The organism is Streptomyces sp. YS-3, assembly GCF_045257485.1.
In the GTDB taxonomy this organism is placed as follows: domain Bacteria; phylum Actinomycetota; class Actinomycetes; order Streptomycetales; family Streptomycetaceae; genus Streptomyces.
Genome location: NZ_JBJHPC010000082.1, coordinates 1 through 18338, shown reverse-complemented (window position 1 = coordinate 18338; position 18338 = coordinate 1). Strand labels below are relative to the sequence as shown.

Annotated in this window: 18 protein-coding genes; 17 read left to right on the top strand and 1 reads right to left on the bottom strand. The window is 70.5% G+C overall.

The genetic code is table 11. From position 1 onward, the window contains the following. The first annotated feature begins 19 nt into the window (after positions 1-19). The 4 genes from ACJA3G_RS10415 (at position 20) to nusB (ending at position 2996) form a co-directional block, all read left to right on the top strand. The gene (locus ACJA3G_RS10415; RefSeq protein ID WP_406552623.1) at positions 20-688 is read left to right on the top strand and encodes an AAA family ATPase; all 669 of its coding nucleotides are present in this window, start codon (positions 20-22) and stop codon (positions 686-688) included. Positions 689-830: 142 nt separating this feature from the next. Next, complete coding sequence (locus tag ACJA3G_RS10410) at positions 831-1937, top strand: M24 family metallopeptidase (RefSeq protein WP_406552622.1); 1107 nt, start codon at positions 831-833, stop codon at positions 1935-1937. 58 nt (positions 1938-1995) lie between these two features. Next, positions 1996-2562: an elongation factor P gene (efp, locus tag ACJA3G_RS10405; RefSeq protein WP_329397139.1), complete on the top strand. Its 567-nt coding sequence runs from the start codon at positions 1996-1998 to the stop codon at positions 2560-2562. A 2-nt stretch (positions 2563-2564) separates the two neighbouring features. Next, a complete protein-coding gene (gene nusB, locus ACJA3G_RS10400; RefSeq protein ID WP_406552621.1) occupies positions 2565-2996 on the top strand; it encodes a transcription antitermination factor NusB in 432 nt (143 codons plus the stop codon). A gap of 225 nt (positions 2997-3221) precedes the next feature. On the opposite strand, the gene bldD is transcribed toward nusB, so the two are convergent. After that, complete coding sequence (gene bldD / locus ACJA3G_RS10395; RefSeq protein ID WP_067155757.1) at positions 3222-3722, bottom strand: transcriptional regulator BldD; 501 nt, start codon at positions 3720-3722, stop codon at positions 3222-3224. 228 nt (positions 3723-3950) lie between these two features. Here bldD and pyrR point away from each other — a divergent pair, with 228 nt between their 5' ends. The 13 genes from pyrR to metK all read left to right on the top strand — a co-directional run bounded on the left by pyrR (position 3951) and on the right by metK (position 18200). After that, the gene (pyrR, locus tag ACJA3G_RS10390; protein ID WP_358834420.1) at positions 3951-4526 is read left to right on the top strand and encodes a bifunctional pyr operon transcriptional regulator/uracil phosphoribosyltransferase PyrR; all 576 of its coding nucleotides are present in this window, start codon (positions 3951-3953) and stop codon (positions 4524-4526) included. 94 nt (positions 4527-4620) lie between these two features. Continuing rightward, the gene (locus ACJA3G_RS10385) at positions 4621-5607 is read left to right on the top strand and encodes an aspartate carbamoyltransferase catalytic subunit (protein ID WP_406552620.1); all 987 of its coding nucleotides are present in this window, start codon (positions 4621-4623) and stop codon (positions 5605-5607) included. Positions 5608-5609: 2 nt separating this feature from the next. Further along, the gene (locus tag ACJA3G_RS10380; protein ID WP_406552619.1) at positions 5610-6896 is read left to right on the top strand and encodes a dihydroorotase; all 1287 of its coding nucleotides are present in this window, start codon (positions 5610-5612) and stop codon (positions 6894-6896) included. Continuing rightward, complete coding sequence (locus ACJA3G_RS10375; RefSeq protein WP_406552618.1) at positions 6893-7483, top strand: hypothetical protein; 591 nt, start codon at positions 6893-6895, stop codon at positions 7481-7483. The genes ACJA3G_RS10380 and ACJA3G_RS10375 overlap by 4 nt, the downstream gene beginning before the upstream one ends. Continuing rightward, complete coding sequence (gene carA, locus ACJA3G_RS10370; protein WP_406552617.1) at positions 7480-8619, top strand: glutamine-hydrolyzing carbamoyl-phosphate synthase small subunit; 1140 nt, start codon at positions 7480-7482, stop codon at positions 8617-8619. The genes ACJA3G_RS10375 and carA overlap by 4 nt, the downstream gene beginning before the upstream one ends. Beyond that, positions 8612-11920 carry a carbamoyl-phosphate synthase large subunit gene (carB, locus tag ACJA3G_RS10365; RefSeq protein WP_406552616.1) on the top strand — a complete coding sequence of 1103 codons (3309 nt, stop codon included), beginning with the start codon at positions 8612-8614 and terminating at the stop codon, positions 11918-11920. The genes carA and carB overlap by 8 nt, the downstream gene beginning before the upstream one ends. A 57-nt stretch (positions 11921-11977) precedes the next feature. Further along, on the top strand, positions 11978-13087 hold the full coding sequence (locus ACJA3G_RS10360) for a quinone-dependent dihydroorotate dehydrogenase (RefSeq protein ID WP_406552615.1): 1110 nt from the start codon (positions 11978-11980) through the stop codon (positions 13085-13087). Further along, positions 13084-13923 carry an orotidine-5'-phosphate decarboxylase gene (gene pyrF, locus ACJA3G_RS10355; protein ID WP_406552614.1) on the top strand — a complete coding sequence of 280 codons (840 nt, stop codon included), beginning with the start codon at positions 13084-13086 and terminating at the stop codon, positions 13921-13923. The genes ACJA3G_RS10360 and pyrF overlap by 4 nt, the downstream gene beginning before the upstream one ends. Before the next feature lie 276 nt (positions 13924-14199). Continuing rightward, on the top strand, positions 14200-14523 hold the full coding sequence (locus ACJA3G_RS10350; protein WP_016638838.1) for an integration host factor: 324 nt from the start codon (positions 14200-14202) through the stop codon (positions 14521-14523). A gap of 38 nt (positions 14524-14561) precedes the next feature. After that, the gene (gene gmk, locus ACJA3G_RS10345; RefSeq protein ID WP_406552613.1) at positions 14562-15155 is read left to right on the top strand and encodes a guanylate kinase; all 594 of its coding nucleotides are present in this window, start codon (positions 14562-14564) and stop codon (positions 15153-15155) included. 25 nt (positions 15156-15180) lie between these two features. Continuing rightward, on the top strand, positions 15181-15453 hold the full coding sequence (rpoZ, locus tag ACJA3G_RS10340; protein WP_003970369.1) for a DNA-directed RNA polymerase subunit omega: 273 nt from the start codon (positions 15181-15183) through the stop codon (positions 15451-15453). Positions 15454-15532: 79 nt separating this feature from the next. After that, entirely contained in the window at positions 15533-16750 is a 1218-nt protein-coding gene (gene coaBC / locus ACJA3G_RS10335; RefSeq protein WP_406552612.1) for a bifunctional phosphopantothenoylcysteine decarboxylase/phosphopantothenate--cysteine ligase CoaBC, read from the top strand. A 241-nt stretch (positions 16751-16991) separates the two neighbouring features. Next, positions 16992-18200, top strand: coding sequence for a methionine adenosyltransferase (gene metK / locus ACJA3G_RS10330; protein WP_406552611.1), 1209 nt, complete (start codon positions 16992-16994; stop codon positions 18198-18200). The last annotated feature ends 138 nt before the right edge of the window (positions 18201-18338 follow it).

The window sequence follows — 18338 nt, the reverse complement described above, 5'->3', positions numbered from 1 at the left end:
CTCCGGGGCCTGCGGCAGCGTGACGGCGCCGCCCCAGCAGCCCCCCGCGCCGTACCGGGACACCACCGGGCACGTGGCGCTGCCCCCGGGCGGCCCCGTCCCGCTGCCGCAGGCCCCGGAGGGCACCGGCGTCACCACGCTCGCGGTGCTGCTGATCGGGCCGGCGGGCGCGGGCAAGACCACGGTCGCCCGCTACTGGGCCCAGCACCGCCGCGTCCCCACCGCCCACATCAGCCTCGACGACGTCCGCGAGTGGGTCTGCGCGGGCTTCGCCGACCCGCAGGCGGGCTGGAACGACCACTCCGAGGCGCAGTACCGCCTGGCCCGCCGCACCTGCGGCTTCGCCGCGCGGAACTTCCTGGCCAACGGCATCTCGTGCATCCTCGACGACGCGGTCTTCCCGGACCGCCCGGTCGTCGGCCTCGGCGGCTGGAAGCGCCATGTCGGCCCCGGCCTGCTGCCGGTGGTCCTGCTGCCCGGCCTGGACGTCGTCCTGGAGCGCAACGCCGAGCGCTCCGGCAACCGGCGCCTCTCGGACGAGGAGGTGGCGGGCATCCACGGCCGGATGGCGGGCTGGTACGGCTCGGGTCTGCCCATCATCGACAACTCCCAGTACGACGTCCCCACCACGGCCCGCCTCCTCGACGACGTCCTGGCGAGAGCGATCGCGAGCCCGCCCAGCTGGTAGCCGGTCGGACGGCCCCCGGTCGGACGGCCCCCGGTCGGGCGGCCCCGGTCGGGCGGCGCCCGGTCGGGCGGCCCCGGTCGGGCGGCGCCCGGTCGGACGCGCAGAAACGGCCGATCCCCCGGGCCCCTCATACGCTCGACGCATGTCAGAGGTGTATGGCCTCCGCCGAGGCTGGCTGCGCGACCGCTGCGCCGCCGCCGGCAGCGCGGCGGCACTGGTCTCGCGCCCCGCGAACGTCCGCTATCTCGCGGGCGGCGCCCCGCCCGGCGCCGTCCTGCTGCTCGGCCCCGCCGAGGACGTCCTGCTCTGCCCCCGTACGCCCACCGGCGACCTCGTGGAGGGGCGGCTCGACGAGCTGCTGCGGGTCACCGTGCTGCCCACGCCCTCGGGCGACCCGGCGGTGGCCGCGGCCGACCTCGCCCAGGCCAGCGGGGCCGACTCGCTCAGCGTCGAGGAGCACGACCTCACCGTGGCCCGGCACCGGGCGATCGGCTCGGTCGCGCCCCGGCTGCTGCTGAGCGACCTCGGGGGAGCGGTCGAGCAGAAGCGGCTCGTCAAGGACGAGGAGGAGATCGCGTGTCTGCGGATCGCGGCCGAGATCGCCGACCAGGCGCTCGGTGAGCTCCTGGAGTCGATCCTGGTCGGCCGCACCGAGCGCCACCTCGCCCTGGAGCTGGAGCGCCGGCTGGTCGACCACGGCGCCGACGGCCCGGCTTTCGCCACCTCCGTCGGTACCGGCCCCAACTCCGGCCGCGGCGGCCACCGGCCCTCGGACCGGCGGGTGGAGGAAGGCGATTTCCTCTCGGTCTGCCTGGGCGCCACGTACCGCGGCTACCGCTGCGAGATCGGCCGTACCTTCGTCATCGGGACGACTCCCGCGGACTGGCAGATCGAGCTCTACGATGTCGTCTTCGCCGCTCAGAGGGCCGGGCGGGAGGCGCTGGCGCCCGGCGCCGAGTACCGCGCGGTGGACCGCGCGGCGCGGCAGGTACTGGACGCGGCGGGCCACGCGGAGGGCCTGGGAGCGTGCACCGGACACGGCGTCGGGCTCGAAATCAGTGAGGAGCCGCAGCTCGCACCTGGAGCCATGGGTAAACTGGACGCTTGCGTGCCGGTCACCGTCGAACCGGGGGTCCACCTCCCGGGCCGGGGTGGTGTCCGAATCGATGACACGCTCGTCGTCCGCCCCGAAGCGGATGGCGGGCCAGAGCTACTCACCATCACGACCAAGGAACTGCTCGCGCTCTAGCCCCGCTGTGCCGCGCACCCTCGGTCCCACCAGCTTCAGTCCAGGAGATTCCGCAACCGTGGCTTCCACGAACGACCTCAAGAACGGCATGGTGCTCAAGCTCGACGGGGGCCAGCTCTGGTCCGTCGTCGAGTTCCAGCACGTCAAGCCCGGCAAGGGCCCGGCCTTCGTGCGCACCAAGCTCAAGCACGTGCTCTCCGGCAAGGTCGTCGACAAGACCTTCAACGCCGGCACGAAGGTCGAGACCGCCACCATCGACCGCCGTGACATGCAGTTCTCGTACATGGACGGCGAGTACTTCGTCTTCATGGACATGGACACCTACGACCAGCTGATGGTCGACCGCAAGTCCGTCGGCGACGCCGCCAACTTCCTGATCGAGGGCTTCACCGCCTCCGTGGCGCAGCACGAGGGCGAGGTGCTCTACGTGGAGCTGCCGGCCGCCGTCGAGCTCGTCATCCAGGAGACCGAGCCGGGTGTCCAGGGCGACCGCTCCACCGGTGGCACCAAGCCCGCCACCCTGGAGACCGGTTACCAGATCCAGGTCCCGCTCTTCATCACCACCGGTGAGAAGGTCAAGGTCGACACCCGCACCAGCGACTACCTCGGCCGGGTGAACAGCTAACCGTGGCTGCCCGGAACAAGGCGCGCAAGCGCGCCTTCCAGATCCTCTTCGAGGCCGACCAGCGCGGTGAGTCCGTGCAGACGGTCCTCGCGGACTGGGTGCGCCACTCGCGGTCGGACGACCGTCAGCCGCCGGTCAACGAGTACACGATGGAGCTCGTCGAGGGGTACGCGCAGTACGTCGGGCGCATCGACGACCTCATCGCCACGTACTCCGTGGACTGGCCGCTCGACCGGATGCCGGTCGTCGACCGGAACATCCTCCGGCTCGGGACGTACGAGCTGGTCTGGGAGGACGGGACGCCGGACGCCGTCGTCATCGACGAGGCGGTGCAGCTGGCGAAGGAGTTCTCCACGGACGACTCCCCGGCCTTCGTCAACGGGCTGCTGGCCCGTTTCAAGGAACTCAAGCCGAGTCTTCGCCGGGACGCCTAGCCCCGGCAGGGCCCGGTACACGAAGGGGCCCGCTGTACACACGTACAGCGGGCCCCTTCGGCATGCCCGGCCGAGTGGCGGACGGGCAGACAGGCAGGCGGACGGTCGGACGGCCGACCGGAGACCGCCGCGCAGCCGGACGCCGCCGGGCCGGCCGGGACCTCGAAGGCCCGGCCGGCCCGGCGGCGGCACGTTTCTGCTGAAGCGTCGCAGGCTTCTCAGGCGTCAGTTGTCCTCGTGGGCGACCGCGCGGCGCGCGTCCGCGTCCAGGACGCCCCAGCTGATCAGCTGCTCGGTGAGGACCGAGGGCGACTGGTCGTAGATCACGGCGAGGGTGCGCAGGTCGTCCTGACGGATCGACAGCACCTTGCCGTTGTAGTCGCCGCGCTGCGACTGGATCGTCGCCGCGTACCTCTGCAGGGGGCCCGCCTTCTCCGGCGGGACGTGCGCGAGGCGCTCAAGGTCGAGCACGAGCTTCGGCGGCGGCTCGGCGGCCCCGCCGGGCGTGGTGCCGGGCAGCAGCTCCTGCACCGGGACCCCGTAGAAGTCCGCGAGCTCGGCAAGGCGCTGTACGGTCACGGCGCGGTCGCCGCGCTCGTACGACCCGACCACGACGGCCTTCCAGCGGCCCTGGGACTTCTCCTCCACACCATGGAGGGACAGACCCTGCTGGGTGCGGATGGCGCGGAGCTTGGCCCCGAGCTGTTTTGCGTATTCGCTGGACATATAGCTCCCCGGACGCTGTGACAACGTGCGGCTCCGCCGCGTGGCTGGTAACTCACTGTGAGGTTACGCAGCGTTACTTGGCTGCGTCAAGCCGAATGGTCCATACCCCCACCCCAGACGGGTGACAGCCCCGTGTGTGGGCGGCCTCTGGCCCTGGTACCGTGGACGGAGTAATTCCGACGTCCTTTAAGGTCCGTCCCGTGAGGCGGAGAAGGAGGTCCGTTTCGTATGGACACGCATGACTCCGATGCGGCACGCCCGGTTCTCGAGGGCCCCGACATCGCGCGGGTACTGACCCGTATAGCCCACGAGATCGTCGAACGCGCCAAGGGCGCCGACGACGTGGTCCTCCTCGGCATCCCCACCCGTGGCGTCTTCCTCGCCCGCAGGCTCGCCGACAAGCTCGAAGAGATCACCGCCGGGAAGATCCCGGTCGGCTCCCTCGACATCACCATGTACCGCGACGACCTGCGGATGCACCCGCCGCGCGCACTGGCCCGCACCGAGATCCCCGGGGACGGCCTCGACGGCAAGCTCGTCGTCCTCGTCGACGACGTGCTCTTCTCCGGCCGCACCATCCGCGCCGCGCTCGACGCGCTGAACGACATCGGCCGCCCGCGCGCCGTGCAGCTCGCGGTCCTCGTCGACCGCGGCCACCGCGAACTCCCGATCCGCGCCGACTACGTCGGCAAGAACCTCCCGACGTCGCTGCGGGAGACGGTCAAGGTCCTGCTCGCCGAGGAGGACGGCCGCGACGCCGTGCTGCTCGGTGCCAAGCGGACCGCCCCGGCGGGCGAGCAGTAGTCCACCTCCGCACGGAGTTCGGGTCGTACCGGCCCGTGCGGTACTTCCGCGCGCCCGCACGCCCGAACCTCCACCCTCCTGGAGAAGAAACCAGATGAAGCGTCACCTCATCTCGGCCGCCGACCTCACCCGCGACGACGCCGTGCTCATCCTCGACACCGCCGAAGAGATGGCCCGGGTCGCCGACCGGCCGATCAAGAAGCTGCCCACCCTGCGCGGCCGTACCGTCGTCAACCTCTTCTTCGAGGACTCGACGCGCACCCGGATCTCCTTCGAGGCCGCCGAGAAGCGCCTGTCCGCGGACGTCATCAACTTCACCGCCAAGGGCTCCTCGGTCTCCAAGGGCGAGTCGCTGAAGGACACCGCGCAGACCCTGGAGGCCATGGGCGTCGACGCCGTCGTCATCCGGCACGGCGCCTCCGGCGCCCCCTACCGGCTCGCCACCTCCGACTGGATCGACGCGACCGTCATCAACGCCGGCGACGGCACCCACCAGCACCCCACCCAGGCCCTCCTCGACGCCTTCACCATGCGCCGCCGGCTGGTCGGCCGGGACGCGGGCCTCGGCCAGGACCTGGCCGGCAAGCGCATCACCCTCGTCGGCGACGTGCTGCACAGCCGGGTGGCCCGCTCCAACRTCGACCTGCTCCACACCCTGGGCGCCGAAGTCACCCTGGTGGCCCCGCCCACCCTGCTGCCGGTGGGCGTGGACCACTGGACCTGCGACGTCTCGTACGACCTCGACAGCGTGCTGCCGAAGTCCGACGCGGTGATGATGCTGCGTGTGCAGCGAGAGCGGATGAACGCCGCCTTCTTCCCGACCGAGCGCGAGTACTCGCGGCGGTACGGCCTGGACGGCGAGCGGATGGCGAGGATGCCCGAGCACGGCATCGTGATGCACCCCGGCCCGATGGTCCGCGGCATGGAGATCACCGCCGAGGTCGCCGACTCCGACCGCTGCACCGTCGTCGAGCAGGTCGCCAACGGCGTCCACACCCGGATGGCCGTCCTCTACCTGCTCCTGGGCGGCAACGAGCCCGCCGTCAGCCACGCCCGCCCCGTCGATTCGGAGACCAAGTAATCATGAGCAAGATCCTCATCCGTGGTGCGAAGGTGCTGGGCGGCGAGGTCCAGGACGTCCTGATCGACGGCGAGACCATCGCCGCCGTCGGCACCGGCCTCGACGCCGCGGGCGCCACCGTCGTCGACGCCGAGGGCCAGATCCTGCTCCCCGGTCTCGTCGACCTCCACACCCATCTGCGCGAGCCGGGCCGCGAGGACTCCGAGACGGTCCTCACCGGCACCCGCGCCGCCGCCCGCGGCGGCTACACCTCGGTCTTCGCCATGGCCAACACCTTCCCCGTCGCGGACACCGCGGGCGTCGTCGAGCAGGTCTGGCGGCTCGGCCGCGAGCACGGCTACTGCGACGTCCAGCCCATCGGCGCCGTCACCGTGGGCCTGGAGGGCAAGCAGCTCGCCGAGCTCGGCGCCATGCACGACTCGGCCGCCGGGGTCACCGTCTTCTCCGACGACGGCAAGTGCGTCGACGACGCCGTGATCATGCGCCGCGCCCTGGAGTACGTGAAGGCATTCGGCGGCGTCGTCGCCCAGCACGCCCAGGAGCCGCGCCTGACCGAGGGCGCCCAGATGAACGAGGGCGTCGTCTCCGCCGAGCTGGGCCTGGGCGGCTGGCCCGCGGTCGCCGAGGAGTCGATCATCGCGCGCGATGTGCTCCTCGCCGAGCACGTCGGCTCCCGGGTGCACATCTGCCACCTCTCCACGGCCGGCTCGGTCGAGATCGTCCGCTGGGCCAAGTCGCGCGGCATCGACGTCACCGCCGAGGTCACCCCGCACCACCTGCTCCTCACCGACGAGCTGGTCCGCTCGTACAACCCGGTCTACAAGGTGAACCCGCCGCTGCGCACCGAGGCCGACGTCCTGGCGCTGCGCGAGGCGCTGGCGGACGGCACGATCGACATCGTCGCCACCGACCACGCCCCGCACCCGCACGAGGACAAGGACTGCGAGTGGGCCGCGGCGGCCATGGGCATGGTGGGCCTGGAGACCGCGCTCTCGGTCGTCCAGCACACCATGGTCGACTCCGGCCTGATGAACTGGGCGGACGTCGCCGAGCGCATGTCGTTCAAGCCCGCCCGGATCGGCGGCGCCGAGGACCACGGCCGTCCCGTCTCGGCAGGCGAGCCCGCCAACCTCACGCTGGTGGATCCGGCATACCGTGGCCCGGTGAACCCCGCGGGCTTCGCCTCCCGCAGCCGCAACACCCCCTACGAGGGCCGTGAGCTGCCGGGTCGCGTCACCCACACCTTCCTGCGGGGCAGGGCGACGGTCGTGGACGGGAAGCTGGCATGACACCTGCACTCTTCAATCTCGGCGGGGCGGCACTGGCCGCGGAGCAGAAGTCGGCCGAGGTGACGCACTGGGGGGCCCGGATCGCCTGGGTCGTCGGCGTGCTGATCTTCATCGGCTTCGTCTACTGGCTGATGCGCCAGGGCTGGAAATGGCGCGGCACCCTCCAGTCGGACCTGCCCGAGCTGCCCGCCGTGCCCAAGGCGACCGGCCCGGCGACACTAAGCATGACCGGCCGCTACCACGGCTCCACCACAGCCGGGCAGTGGCTCGACCGGATCGTCGCGCACGGTCTGGGTGTACGCAGCAAGGCCGAGCTCACCCTGACGGCCGAGGGAGTGAACGTCGTACGCCCCGGGGCGAACGACTTCTTCATCCCGGCCGCCGCACTGCGCGAGGCCCGGTCTGAGAAGGCCATCGCCGGAAAGGTGCTCCCGGAGGGCGGCCTGCTGGTCGTCACCTGGACCCACGGCGACAAGCTGATCGACTCCGGCTTCCGCTCCGACCGGGCGTCCGAGCACGCCGCCTGGATCGAGGCCATCAACTCCATGAACCACCCCACCACCACGACGGAAGGCGCCGCACGATGACGACCTCCACCAGAGGAGCCCAGGCTCCCGCAGTACTCGTCCTGGAGGACGGCCGTACTTTCCACGGCCGTGCCTACGGGGCCGTGGGGGTGACCTTCGGCGAGGCCGTGTTCTCCACCGGCATGACCGGCTACCAGGAGACCCTCACCGACCCGTCGTACCACCGCCAGGTCGTCGTGATGACCGCGCCGCACATCGGCAACACCGGCGTCAACGACGAGGACCCCGAGTCCCGGCGCATCTGGGTCGCCGGCTACGTCGTGCGCGACCCCGCCCGGGTCTCCTCCAACTGGCGCGCCCAGCGCTCCCTCGACGAGGAGCTGCGCCATCAGGGCGTCGTCGGCATCTCCGGCATCGACACCCGCGCGCTCACCCGCCATCTGCGCGAGCGCGGCGCGATGCGCGTCGGCATCTTCTCCGGCAACGCGCTGCCCGACGAGGGCACCATGCTCGCCGAGGTCCGCCAGGCCCCCGAGATGTCGGGCGCGGACCTCGCCGCCGAGGTCGCCACCAAGGAGACGTACGTCGTCCCGGCGATCGGCGAGAAGCGGTTCACCGTGGCCGCCGTGGACCTCGGCATCAAGGGCATGACCCCGCACCGGATGGCCGAGCGCGGCATCGAGGTGCACGTGCTGCCCGCGACCGCCACGGCCGAGGACGTCTACGCCGTCAACCCCGACGGCGTGTTCTTCTCCAACGGCCCCGGCGACCCGTCCACCGCCGACGGCCCGGTGGCCGTGATGCGCGCCGTCCTGGAGCGGAAGACCCCGCTCTTCGGCATCTGCTTCGGCAACCAGATCCTGGGCCGCGCGCTCGGCTTCGGCACGTACAAGCTGAAGTACGGCCACCGCGGCATCAACCAGCCCGTGCAGGACCGTACGACCGGCAAGGTCGAGGTCACCGCGCACAACCACGGATTCGCCGTCGACGCCCCGCTCGACAAGGTCTCCGACACCCCCTTCGGCCGCGCCGAGGTCTCCCACGTATGTCTGAACGACAACGTGGTGGAGGGCCTCCAGCTGCTCGACCAGCCGGCCTTCAGCGTCCAGTACCACCCCGAAGCAGCCGCGGGTCCGCACGACGCCGCCTACCTCTTCGACCGCTTCGTCCAGCTCATGGAGGGCCAGCGTGCCTAAGCGCACCGATATCCAGTCCGTCCTGGTCATCGGCTCCGGCCCGATCGTGATCGGGCAGGCCGCGGAGTTCGACTACTCCGGCACCCAGGCGTGCCGTGTCCTGAAGGCCGAGGGCCTGCGGGTCATTCTCGTCAACTCCAACCCGGCGACGATCATGACCGACCCGGAGATCGCCGACGCGACCTACGTCGAGCCGATCACTCCGGAGTTCGTGGAGAAGATCATCGCGAAGGAGCGCCCGGATGCGCTGCTGCCCACCCTGGGCGGCCAGACCGCGCTGAACACCGCGATTTCCATGCACGAGCAGGGGGTGCTGGAGAAGTACGGTGTCGAGCTGATCGGCGCCAACGTCGAGGCGATCAACAAGGGCGAGGACCGCGACCTGTTCAAGGGCGTCGTGGAGGCCGTCAAGGCCAAGATCGGGTACGGCGAGTCGGCGCGTTCGGTGATCTGTCACTCCATGGACGATGTCCTGGCCGGTGTCGACACGCTCGGCGGCTACCCGGTCGTGGTGCGCCCGTCGTTCACGATGGGCGGCGCCGGTTCCGGTTTCGCGCACGACGAGGAGGAGCTGCGCCGCATCGCGGGGCAGGGCCTGACGCTGTCGCCGACGACTGAGGTGCTGCTTGAGGAGTCGATTCTGGGGTGGAAGGAGTACGAGCTGGAGCTGATGCGCGACAAGAACGACAACGTCGTGGTCGTCTGCTCGATTGAGAACTTCGACCCCATGGGTGTTCACACCGGTGACTCGATCACGGTGGCCCCGGCGATGACGCTCACCGACCGGGAGTACCAGCGGCTGCGGGACATCGGTATCGCGATCATCCGCGAGGTCGGCGTCGACACCGGCGGCTGCAATATCCAGTTCGCGATCGACCCGGCGGACGGGCGTGTCATCGTCATCGAGATGAACCCGCGCGTCTCGCGCTCCTCGGCGCTGGCGTCGAAGGCGACGGGTTTCCCGATCGCGAAGATCGCAGCGAAGCTTGCTGTGGGTTACACGCTGGACGAGATCCCCAACGACATCACCGAGAAGACTCCGGCGTCGTTCGAGCCGACGCTGGACTATGTGGTGGTGAAGGCCCCGCGGTTCGCGTTCGAGAAGTTCCCCTCCGCGGACTCGACGCTGACGACGACGATGAAGTCGGTGGGGGAGGCGATGGCGATCGGCCGGAACTTCACCGAGGCGTTGCAGAAGGCGCTGCGTTCGCTGGAGAAGAAGGGCAGCCAGTTCACCTTCACCGGCGAGCCCGGCGACAAGGCGGAGCTGCTGCGCGAGGCGGTGCGTCCCACGGACGGGCGGATCAACACCGTGATGCAGGCCATCCGCGCAGGCGCCACGCCCGAGGAGGTGTTCGGCGCCACCCGGATTGATCCGTGGTTCGTGGACCAGCTGTTCCTGATCAAGGAGATCGCGGACGAACTGGCGGCGGCGGGCAAGCTGGAACCCGGGCTGCTGGCCGAAGCCAAGCGGCACGGCTTCTCCGACGCCCAGATCGCTGAGATCCGGGGTCTGCGCGAGGACGTGGTGCGCGAGGTCCGCCACGCCCTGGGCGTCCGCCCCGTCTACAAGACGGTCGACACCTGTGCGGCGGAGTTCGCGGCGAAGACCCCGTACTTCTACTCCTCCTATGACGAGGAGTGCGAGGTCGCGCCCCGCGAGAAGCCCGCGGTGATCATTCTGGGGTCGGGTCCGAACCGTATCGGGCAGGGCATCGAGTTCGACTACTCCTGTGTGCATGCCTCGTTCGCGCTGAGCGATGCGGGCTACGAGACGGTGATGGTCAACTGCAATCCGGAGACCGTCTCCACCGACTACGACACCTCCGACCGCCTCTACTTCGAGCCGCTCACCCTGGAAGATGTGCTGGAGATCGTCCACGCGGAGACGCTGGCCGGCCCGGTCGCGGGCGTGGTGGTCCAGCTGGGCGGGCAGACGCCGCTGGGTCTGGCGCAGGCGCTGAAGGACAACGGGGTGCCGGTGGTGGGCACTCCGCCGGAGGCGATCCACGCCGCTGAGGACCGCGGAGCGTTCGGCCAGGTCCTGGCGGAGGCGGGGCTGCCGGCGCCGAAGCACGGCACGGCGACGACGTTCGCGGGGGCGAAGGCGATCGCGGACGAGATCGGCTATCCGGTCCTGGTCCGTCCCTCCTACGTCCTGGGCGGACGCGGCATGGAGATCGTCTACGACGAGACGCGCCTGGAGTCGTATATCGCGGAGTCCACCGAGATCTCCCCGACCCGCCCCGTTCTGGTCGATCGTTTCCTCGACGACGCCATCGAGATCGACGTCGATGCCCTCTACGACGGCACCGAGCTCTACCTCGGCGGGGTCATGGAGCACATCGAGGAGGCGGGGATCCACTCCGGTGACTCGGCGTGCGCGCTGCCCCCGATCACGCTGGGCGGCTTCGACATCAAGCGCCTGCGCGCCTCCACCGAGGCCATCGCCAAGGGCGTCGGCGTGCGGGGTCTGATCAACATTCAGTTCGCGATGGCGGGGGACATCCTCTACGTCCTGGAAGCCAACCCCCGCGCCTCCCGCACCGTGCCGTTCACTTCGAAGGCGACCGCGGTGCCACTCGCGAAGGCCGCCGCCCGGATCTCGCTGGGCGCCACCATCGCCGAGCTGCGCGCAGAAGGTCTGCTGCCGCGGAGTGGGGACGGGGGCACGCTGCCGCTGGACGCGCCGATCTCGGTGAAGGAAGCCGTCATGCCCTGGTCGCGTTTCCGTGACATCCACGGCCGCGGCGTCGACACCGTCCTGGGTCCGGAGATGCGTTCCACGGGTGAGGTGATGGGTATCGATACGGTGTTCGGCACCGCCTACGCCAAGTCCCAGGCCGGCGCCTACGGCCCGCTGCCGACGAAGGGGCGGGCGTTCATCTCGGTCGCCAACCGTGACAAGCGGTCGATGATCTTCCCGGCCCGGGAGCTGGTCGCCCACGGCTTCGAACTCCTCGCCACCTCCGGCACCGCGGAGGTCCTCAAGCGCAACGGGATCAATGCCACCGTGGTGCGCAAGCAGTCCGAGGGTGAGGGCCCGGCGGGGGAGAAGACCATCGTGCAGCTCATCCACGACGGTCAGGTCGACCTCATCGTCAACACCCCCTACGGCACCGGCGGCCGTCTCGACGGATATGAGATCCGCACCGCCGCCGTCGCCCGCAGCGTGCCCTGCCTGACCACCGTCCAGGCCCTCGCCGCCGCCGTCCAGGGCATCGACGCCCTCAACCACGGCGACGTGGGAGTGCGCTCGCTCCAGGAACACGCGGAGCACCTGACCGCGGCCCGCGACTAGCAACCGCCCGAGGGGGACACCGGAATCCGGTGTCCCCCTCCGCATGAGGACTGAGACATGTACAAGCTCTTCTTCCACCTGGTCTTCAAGCGGATGGACCCGGAGCAGGCCCACCACCTGGCCTTCCGCTGGATCCGCCTCGCCGCCCGGATCCCCGTCCTGCGCACCTTCGTCGCGGCCGTCCTCGCGCCCCGCCACAAGGAGCTGCGCACCGAGGCGTTCGGGCTGCGTATGCACGGCCCCTTCGGTCTCGCCGCCGGCTTCGACAAGAACGCCGTGGCGATCGACGGCATGTCGATGCTCGGCTTCGACCACGTCGAGATCGGCACGGTCACCGGCGAGGCCCAGCCCGGCAACCCCAGGAAGCGGCTGTTCCGGCTGGTCCAGGACCGCGCCCTGATCAACCGCATGGGCTTCAACAACGAGGGCTCGGCGGCCGTCGCCGAGCGCCTCGCCGCCCGCCGGGCTGTCTTCCGTACGACGGTCGGCGTCAACATCGGCAAGACCAAGACCGTCCCCGAGGCGGACGCCGCCGCCGACTACGTGAAGTCGACCGAGCGTCTCGCCGCGCACGCCGACTACCTCGTCGTCAACGTCTCCTCGCCCAACACCCCCGGGCTGCGCAACCTCCAGGCGACCGAGTCGCTGCGCCCGCTGCTCACCGCGGTGCGCGAGGCCGCCGACCGTACGGTGACCGACCGGCGGGTGCCGCTGCTCGTCAAGATCGCCCCGGACCTCGCCGACGAGGACGTGGACGCGGTCGCGGACCTGGCCGTCGAGCTCGGCCTGGACGGCATCATCGCCACCAACACCACCATCGCGCGCGAGGGCCTCGGCCTGAAGTCCGACCCGGCGCTCGTCAAGGAGACCGGCGGCCTCTCCGGCGCCCCCCTCAAGGACCGCTCCCTGGAGGTCCTGAGCCGCCTCTACGCGCGCGTGGGCGACTCCCTCACCCTGGTCGGCGTCGGCGGCATCGAGACGGCCGAGGACGCCTGGCAGCGGATCCTCGCCGGGGCCACCCTGGTCCAGGGTTACAGCGCCTTCATCTACGAGGGCCCCTTCTGGGGCCGGGCGATCCACAAGGGCCTCGCGGCCCGGCTCGCCGCCTCCCCGTACGCCACCCTCGCCGAGGCGGTCGGCGCCGAGACCCGAAAGGCCCCCAAGTGAGTCTTCCCTTCGGCGCGCGGCTGCGCCACGCCATGGACGAGCGCGGTCCGCTCTGCGTCGGCATCGACCCGCACGCCTCCCTGCTCGCCGAGTGGGGTCTCAGCGACGACGTGGCGGGCGTGGAGCGGTTCTCGCGCTCGGTCGTCGAGGCCCTGGCCGAGCGGGTCGCCGTCTTCAAGCCGCAGGCGGCGTTCTTCGAGCGCTTCGGCTCGCGCGGCATCGCGGTCCTGGAGCGGACCGTGGCGGACGCCCGCGCGGCCGGCACGCTGGTCCTGATGGACGCCAAGCGCGGCGACATCGGCTCCACCATGGCCGCGTACGCCGAGACCTTCCTGCACCCGGACGCGCCGCTGTTCTCCGACGCGCTCACCGTCTCGCCCTACCTCGGCTACGGCTCGCTGAAGCCCGCCGTGGAGCTGGCCCGCGAGAGCGGCGCCGGGCTCTTCGTGCTCGCCCTGACCTCCAACCCGGAGGGCGCGGAGGTGCAGCGCGCGGTGCGCGAGGACGGCCGCACGATCGGCGCGACGATGCTGGCGCACCTGGCGGACGAGAACGCGGACGCGGCCCCGCTGGGCTCCTTCGGCGCCGTGGTGGGGGCGACGCTGGGCGATCTGTCCGCCTTCGACCTCGACATCAACGGGCCGCTGCTGGCTCCGGGCATCGGGGCGCAGGGCGCGACGGCCGCGGACCTGCCCGCGGTGTTCGGCGCGGCCGTGCGCAACGTGGTCCCGAACGTCAGCCGGGGTGTTCTGCGTCACGGTCCCGACCTCGTGGGGCTGCAGGACGCGGCGGCCCGTTTCGCGGACGAGATCCGCACGGCGGTGGCCTCGGCCTAGAGGTCCGCGCGGTGCTCGGGCGAGTCCGCGCGCCAAAGGTTGACGCATTCCTTACCCAAAACCGGGGTGTTATGTCGCGAATGTCCTGGTCGGCAGAGGCTGACCAGGACTTTTCGTCTGTTCTCGCTGACTGGAGCGGTCCAGGCCGCTAGTCTCCGACGAGAGCAGAGACGAGCGAACGGGCATTCCGCGTCGCTCGTTGCTCGCCTGGTGTGGTGGCGACCAGCTTCCGCACCGGTCCGTATCCGACAGTTCGACATCCGAGGTGACGTAGGCGTGGCTCTTCCGCCCCTTACCCCTGAACAGCGCGCAGCCGCGCTCGAAAAGGCCGCCGCGGCTCGCCGGGAGCGGGCCGAGGTCAAGAATCGACTCAAGCACTCCGGCGCCTCCCTCCACGAGGTCATCAAGCAGGGCCAGGAGAACGACGTCATCGGGAAGATGAAGGTCTCCGCCCTCCTTGAGTCCCTGCCCGGCGTGGGCAAGGTCCGGGCCAAGCAGATCATGGAGCGGCTGGGGATCTCCGAGAGCCGCCGAGTGCGGGGTCTCGGCTCCAATCAGATCGCATCCCTGGAGCGTGAGTTCGGCGGCTCCGGGGCCTGACGTCCCGGGCACCCCCGGGAAGCTGGAATAATCGGTGCATGGCAGCTTCACTCCGGGGGTCTTCCCCCGTACCCCCGGACGCACGTCCGCGACTGACCGTGCTCTCCGGCCCCTCCGGGGTCGGCAAGAGCACGGTCGTCGCTCATATGCGCAAGGTCCACCCCGAGGTCTGGCTCTCGGTGTCGGCGACGACCCGTAAGCCGCGCCCCGGCGAACGCCACGGCGTCCACTATTTCTTCGTGGACGACGAGGAATTCGACAAGCTGGTCGCCAATGGCGAACTGCTCGAATGGGCCGAATTCGCGGGAAACCGCTACGGCACGCCCCGCCGCGCCGTCCTGGACCGCCTGGAGGCCGGTGAGCCGGTCCTCCTGGAGATCGACCTCCAGGGCGCCCGGCTGGTGCGCGAATCGATGCCGGAGGCCCAGCTCGTCTTCCTGGCCCCGCCGAGCTGGGACGAGCTGGTCCGCCGGCTCACCGGCCGCGGCACCGAGGCGCCCGAGGTCATCGAGCGCAGGCTCGCCGCCGCCAAGGTGGAACTGGCCGCGGAGTCGGAGTTCGATACGACCCTGGTCAATACCTCCGTCGAGGATGTAGCGCGCGAGCTGCTAGCCTTGATGAAAGTTCTTTGATTTTTCACCCCTTCGGAAGGCAGACGTGTCCTCTTCCATCACCACGCCCGAGGGCATCATCAACCCGCCGATTGATGAGCTGCTCGAAGCAACCGACTCGAAGTACAGCCTCGTGATCTACGCGGCCAAGCGCGCCCGTCAGATCAACGCGTACTACTCGCAGCTCGGTGAGGGCCTGCTGGAGTACGTCGGCCCCCTGGTGGACACCCACGTCCACGAGAAGCCGCTCTCCATCGCGCTTCGTGAGATCAACGCGGGTCTGCTGACCTCCGAGGCCATCGAGGGCCCGGCCCAGTAAGGCTTCGAAAACGTGTGACCACAGGCCCGGCAGTGTGACTGCCGGGCCTGTGGTGTGTCATAGGGGGGTACGTATCCGAATGCGGGGAGACGCGGTGGACAAGCCGAAGGTCGTTCTGGGGGTCAGCGGCGGGATCGCCGCCTACAAGGCGTGCGAGCTGCTGCGCAGGCTGACCGAGTCCGGGCACGACACGCGCGTGGTGCCGACCGCGTCGGCGCTGCACTTCGTGGGGGCGGCCACCTGGTCGGCGCTCTCCGGGCACCCGGTCTCCACCGAGGTGTGGAACGACGTCCACGAGGTGCCGCACGTACGGATCGGCCAGCAGGCCGACCTCGTCGTCGTCGCCCCCGCCACCGCCGACATGCTGGCCAAGGCGGCCCACGGCCTCGCCGACGACCTGCTCACCAACACCCTGCTCACCGCCCGCTGCCCGGTCGTCTTCGCCCCGGCGATGCACACCGAGATGTGGGAGCACCCCGCCACCCAGGAGAACGTGGCGACGCTGCGCCGCCGGGGCGCGGTCGTCATCGAGCCCGCCGTCGGCCGCCTCACCGGCGTCGACACCGGCAAGGGCCGGCTGCCCGACCCCGGCGAGATCTTCGAGGTGTGCCGCAGGGTGCTGGCCCGCGGGACCGGCGAGCGGGACCTCGAAGGCCGCCATGTGGTGGTCAGCGCGGGCGGCACGCGCGAGCCGCTGGACCCGGTCCGCTACCTGGGGAACCGTTCCTCCGGGAAGCAGGGGTACGCCCTGGCCCGCACCGCCGTGGCCCGGGGCGCCCGCGTCACGCTGATCGAGGCCAACACCGGGCTGCCCGACCCGGCCGGTGCCGACGTCGTCCGGGTGGGCACCGCCGTTCAACTGCGGGAGGCCGTGCTGAAGGCCGCCGCGGACGCGGACGCGGTGGTCATGGCGGCGGCCGTGGCCGATTTCCGGCCGGAGACGTACGCCGCCGGGAAGATCAAGAAGAAGGACGGCGAGGAGCCCGCACCGCTCACCCTGGTCCGCAACCCCGACGTCCTCGCCGAGCTCTCCGCCGACCGGACACGCCCGGGCCAGGTGATCGTCGGCTTCGCCGCCGAGACCGACGACGTCCTGGCCAACGGCCGCCGCAAGCTGACGCGAAAAGGCTGCGACCTGCTGGTCGTCAACGAGGTGGGGGAGCGCAAGACCTTCGGTGCCGAGGAGAACGAGGCGGTCGTGCTGGCCGCCGACGGGACGGAGACCCCGGTCCCGTACGGGCCGAAAGAGGCACTCGCCGACGTGGTGTGGGATCTCGTCGCCCCGCGTTTCGGATAAATTCACCCGCCACCCGAGGGCGGTGCCAAACCCGCCAAAAACCGCTCCGCGAGCCGCCGATGGAGACCGATTCCCGTACCGCGGCACGCGGTGTCGCAGGTCACAGAGCTTTCAATGTGCGAGACAAGTGGCCCGGTGAGCGGCACCGACCGATAAACTGGTGGTGGAATGACGTCGGGCGCAGCCTCCGGCCCGTTCCACCCATGATCAGCCAGCAGCCGCTGCAACCCCAGGGAGCATTGTGTCCCGTCGTCTGTTCACCTCGGAGTCCGTGACCGAGGGTCACCCCGACAAGATCGCTGACCAGATCAGCGACACGATCCTCGACGCGCTCCTGCGCGAGGACCCGACGTCCCGTGTCGCCGTGGAGACCCTGATCACCACGGGTCTGGTCCACGTCGCGGGCGAGGTCACGACCAAGGCGTACGCGCCCATCGCCCAGCTGGTCCGGGACAAGATCCTGGAGATCGGGTACGACTCGTCGAAGAAGGGCTTCGACGGCGCGTCCTGCGGCGTCTCGGTCTCCATCGGCGCGCAGTCCCCGGACATCGCGCAGGGCGTCGACACCGCGTACGAGAAGCGTGTCGAGGGCGACGAGGACGAGCTCGACAAGCAGGGCGCCGGCGACCAGGGCCTGATGTTCGGCTACGCCTGCGACGAGACGCCCGAGCTGATGCCGCTCCCGATCCACCTGGCGCACCGCCTCTCGCGCCGGCTCTCCGAGGTGCGCAAGAACGGGACCATCCCCTACCTGCGCCCCGACGGCAAGACCCAGGTCACCATCGAGTACGACGGCGACAAGGCCGTCCGCCTCGACACCGTCGTCGTCTCCTCGCAGCACGCGAGCGACATCGACCTCGACTCGCTGCTCGCCCCCGACATCCGCGAGTTCGTCGTGGAGCACGTGCTCAAGCAGCTCGTCGAGGACGGCATCAAGCTCGACACGGACGGCTACCGCCTGCTGGTCAACCCGACCGGCCGCTTCGAGATCGGCGGCCCGATGGGCGACGCCGGCCTCACCGGCCGCAAGATCATCATCGACACCTACGGCGGCATGGCCCGCCACGGCGGCGGCGCCTTCTCCGGCAAGGACCCGTCCAAGGTCGACCGCTCCGCCGCGTACGCGATGCGCTGGGTGGCGAAGAACGTCGTCGCCGCCGGCCTCGCGGCCCGCTGCGAGGTCCAGGTCGCGTACGCGATCGGCAAGGCCGAGCCGGTCGGCCTCTTCGTCGAGACCTTCGGCACCGCCACGGTCGACACGGACAAGATCGAGACCGCCATCACCGAGGTCTTCGACCTCCGCCCGGCGGCCATCATCCGCGACCTCGACCTGCTCCGCCCGATCTACGCCCAGACCGCCGCGTACGGCCACTTCGGCCGCGAGCTCCCCGACTTCACCTGGGAGCGCACGGACCGCGTGGACGCGCTGCGCACGGCCGCGGGTCTGTAACCGACCCGGCTCCACGGCGGCCCCGGACCGGTGCGGTCCGGGGCCGCGGTGCGTCCGGGGCCGGGCCGCTGTCAGTGGTGTCTGGTAGGAATTTGGCTGTGAGCAGCGAGAACGAGAAGCCGGGTGGGGGCGCCGAGG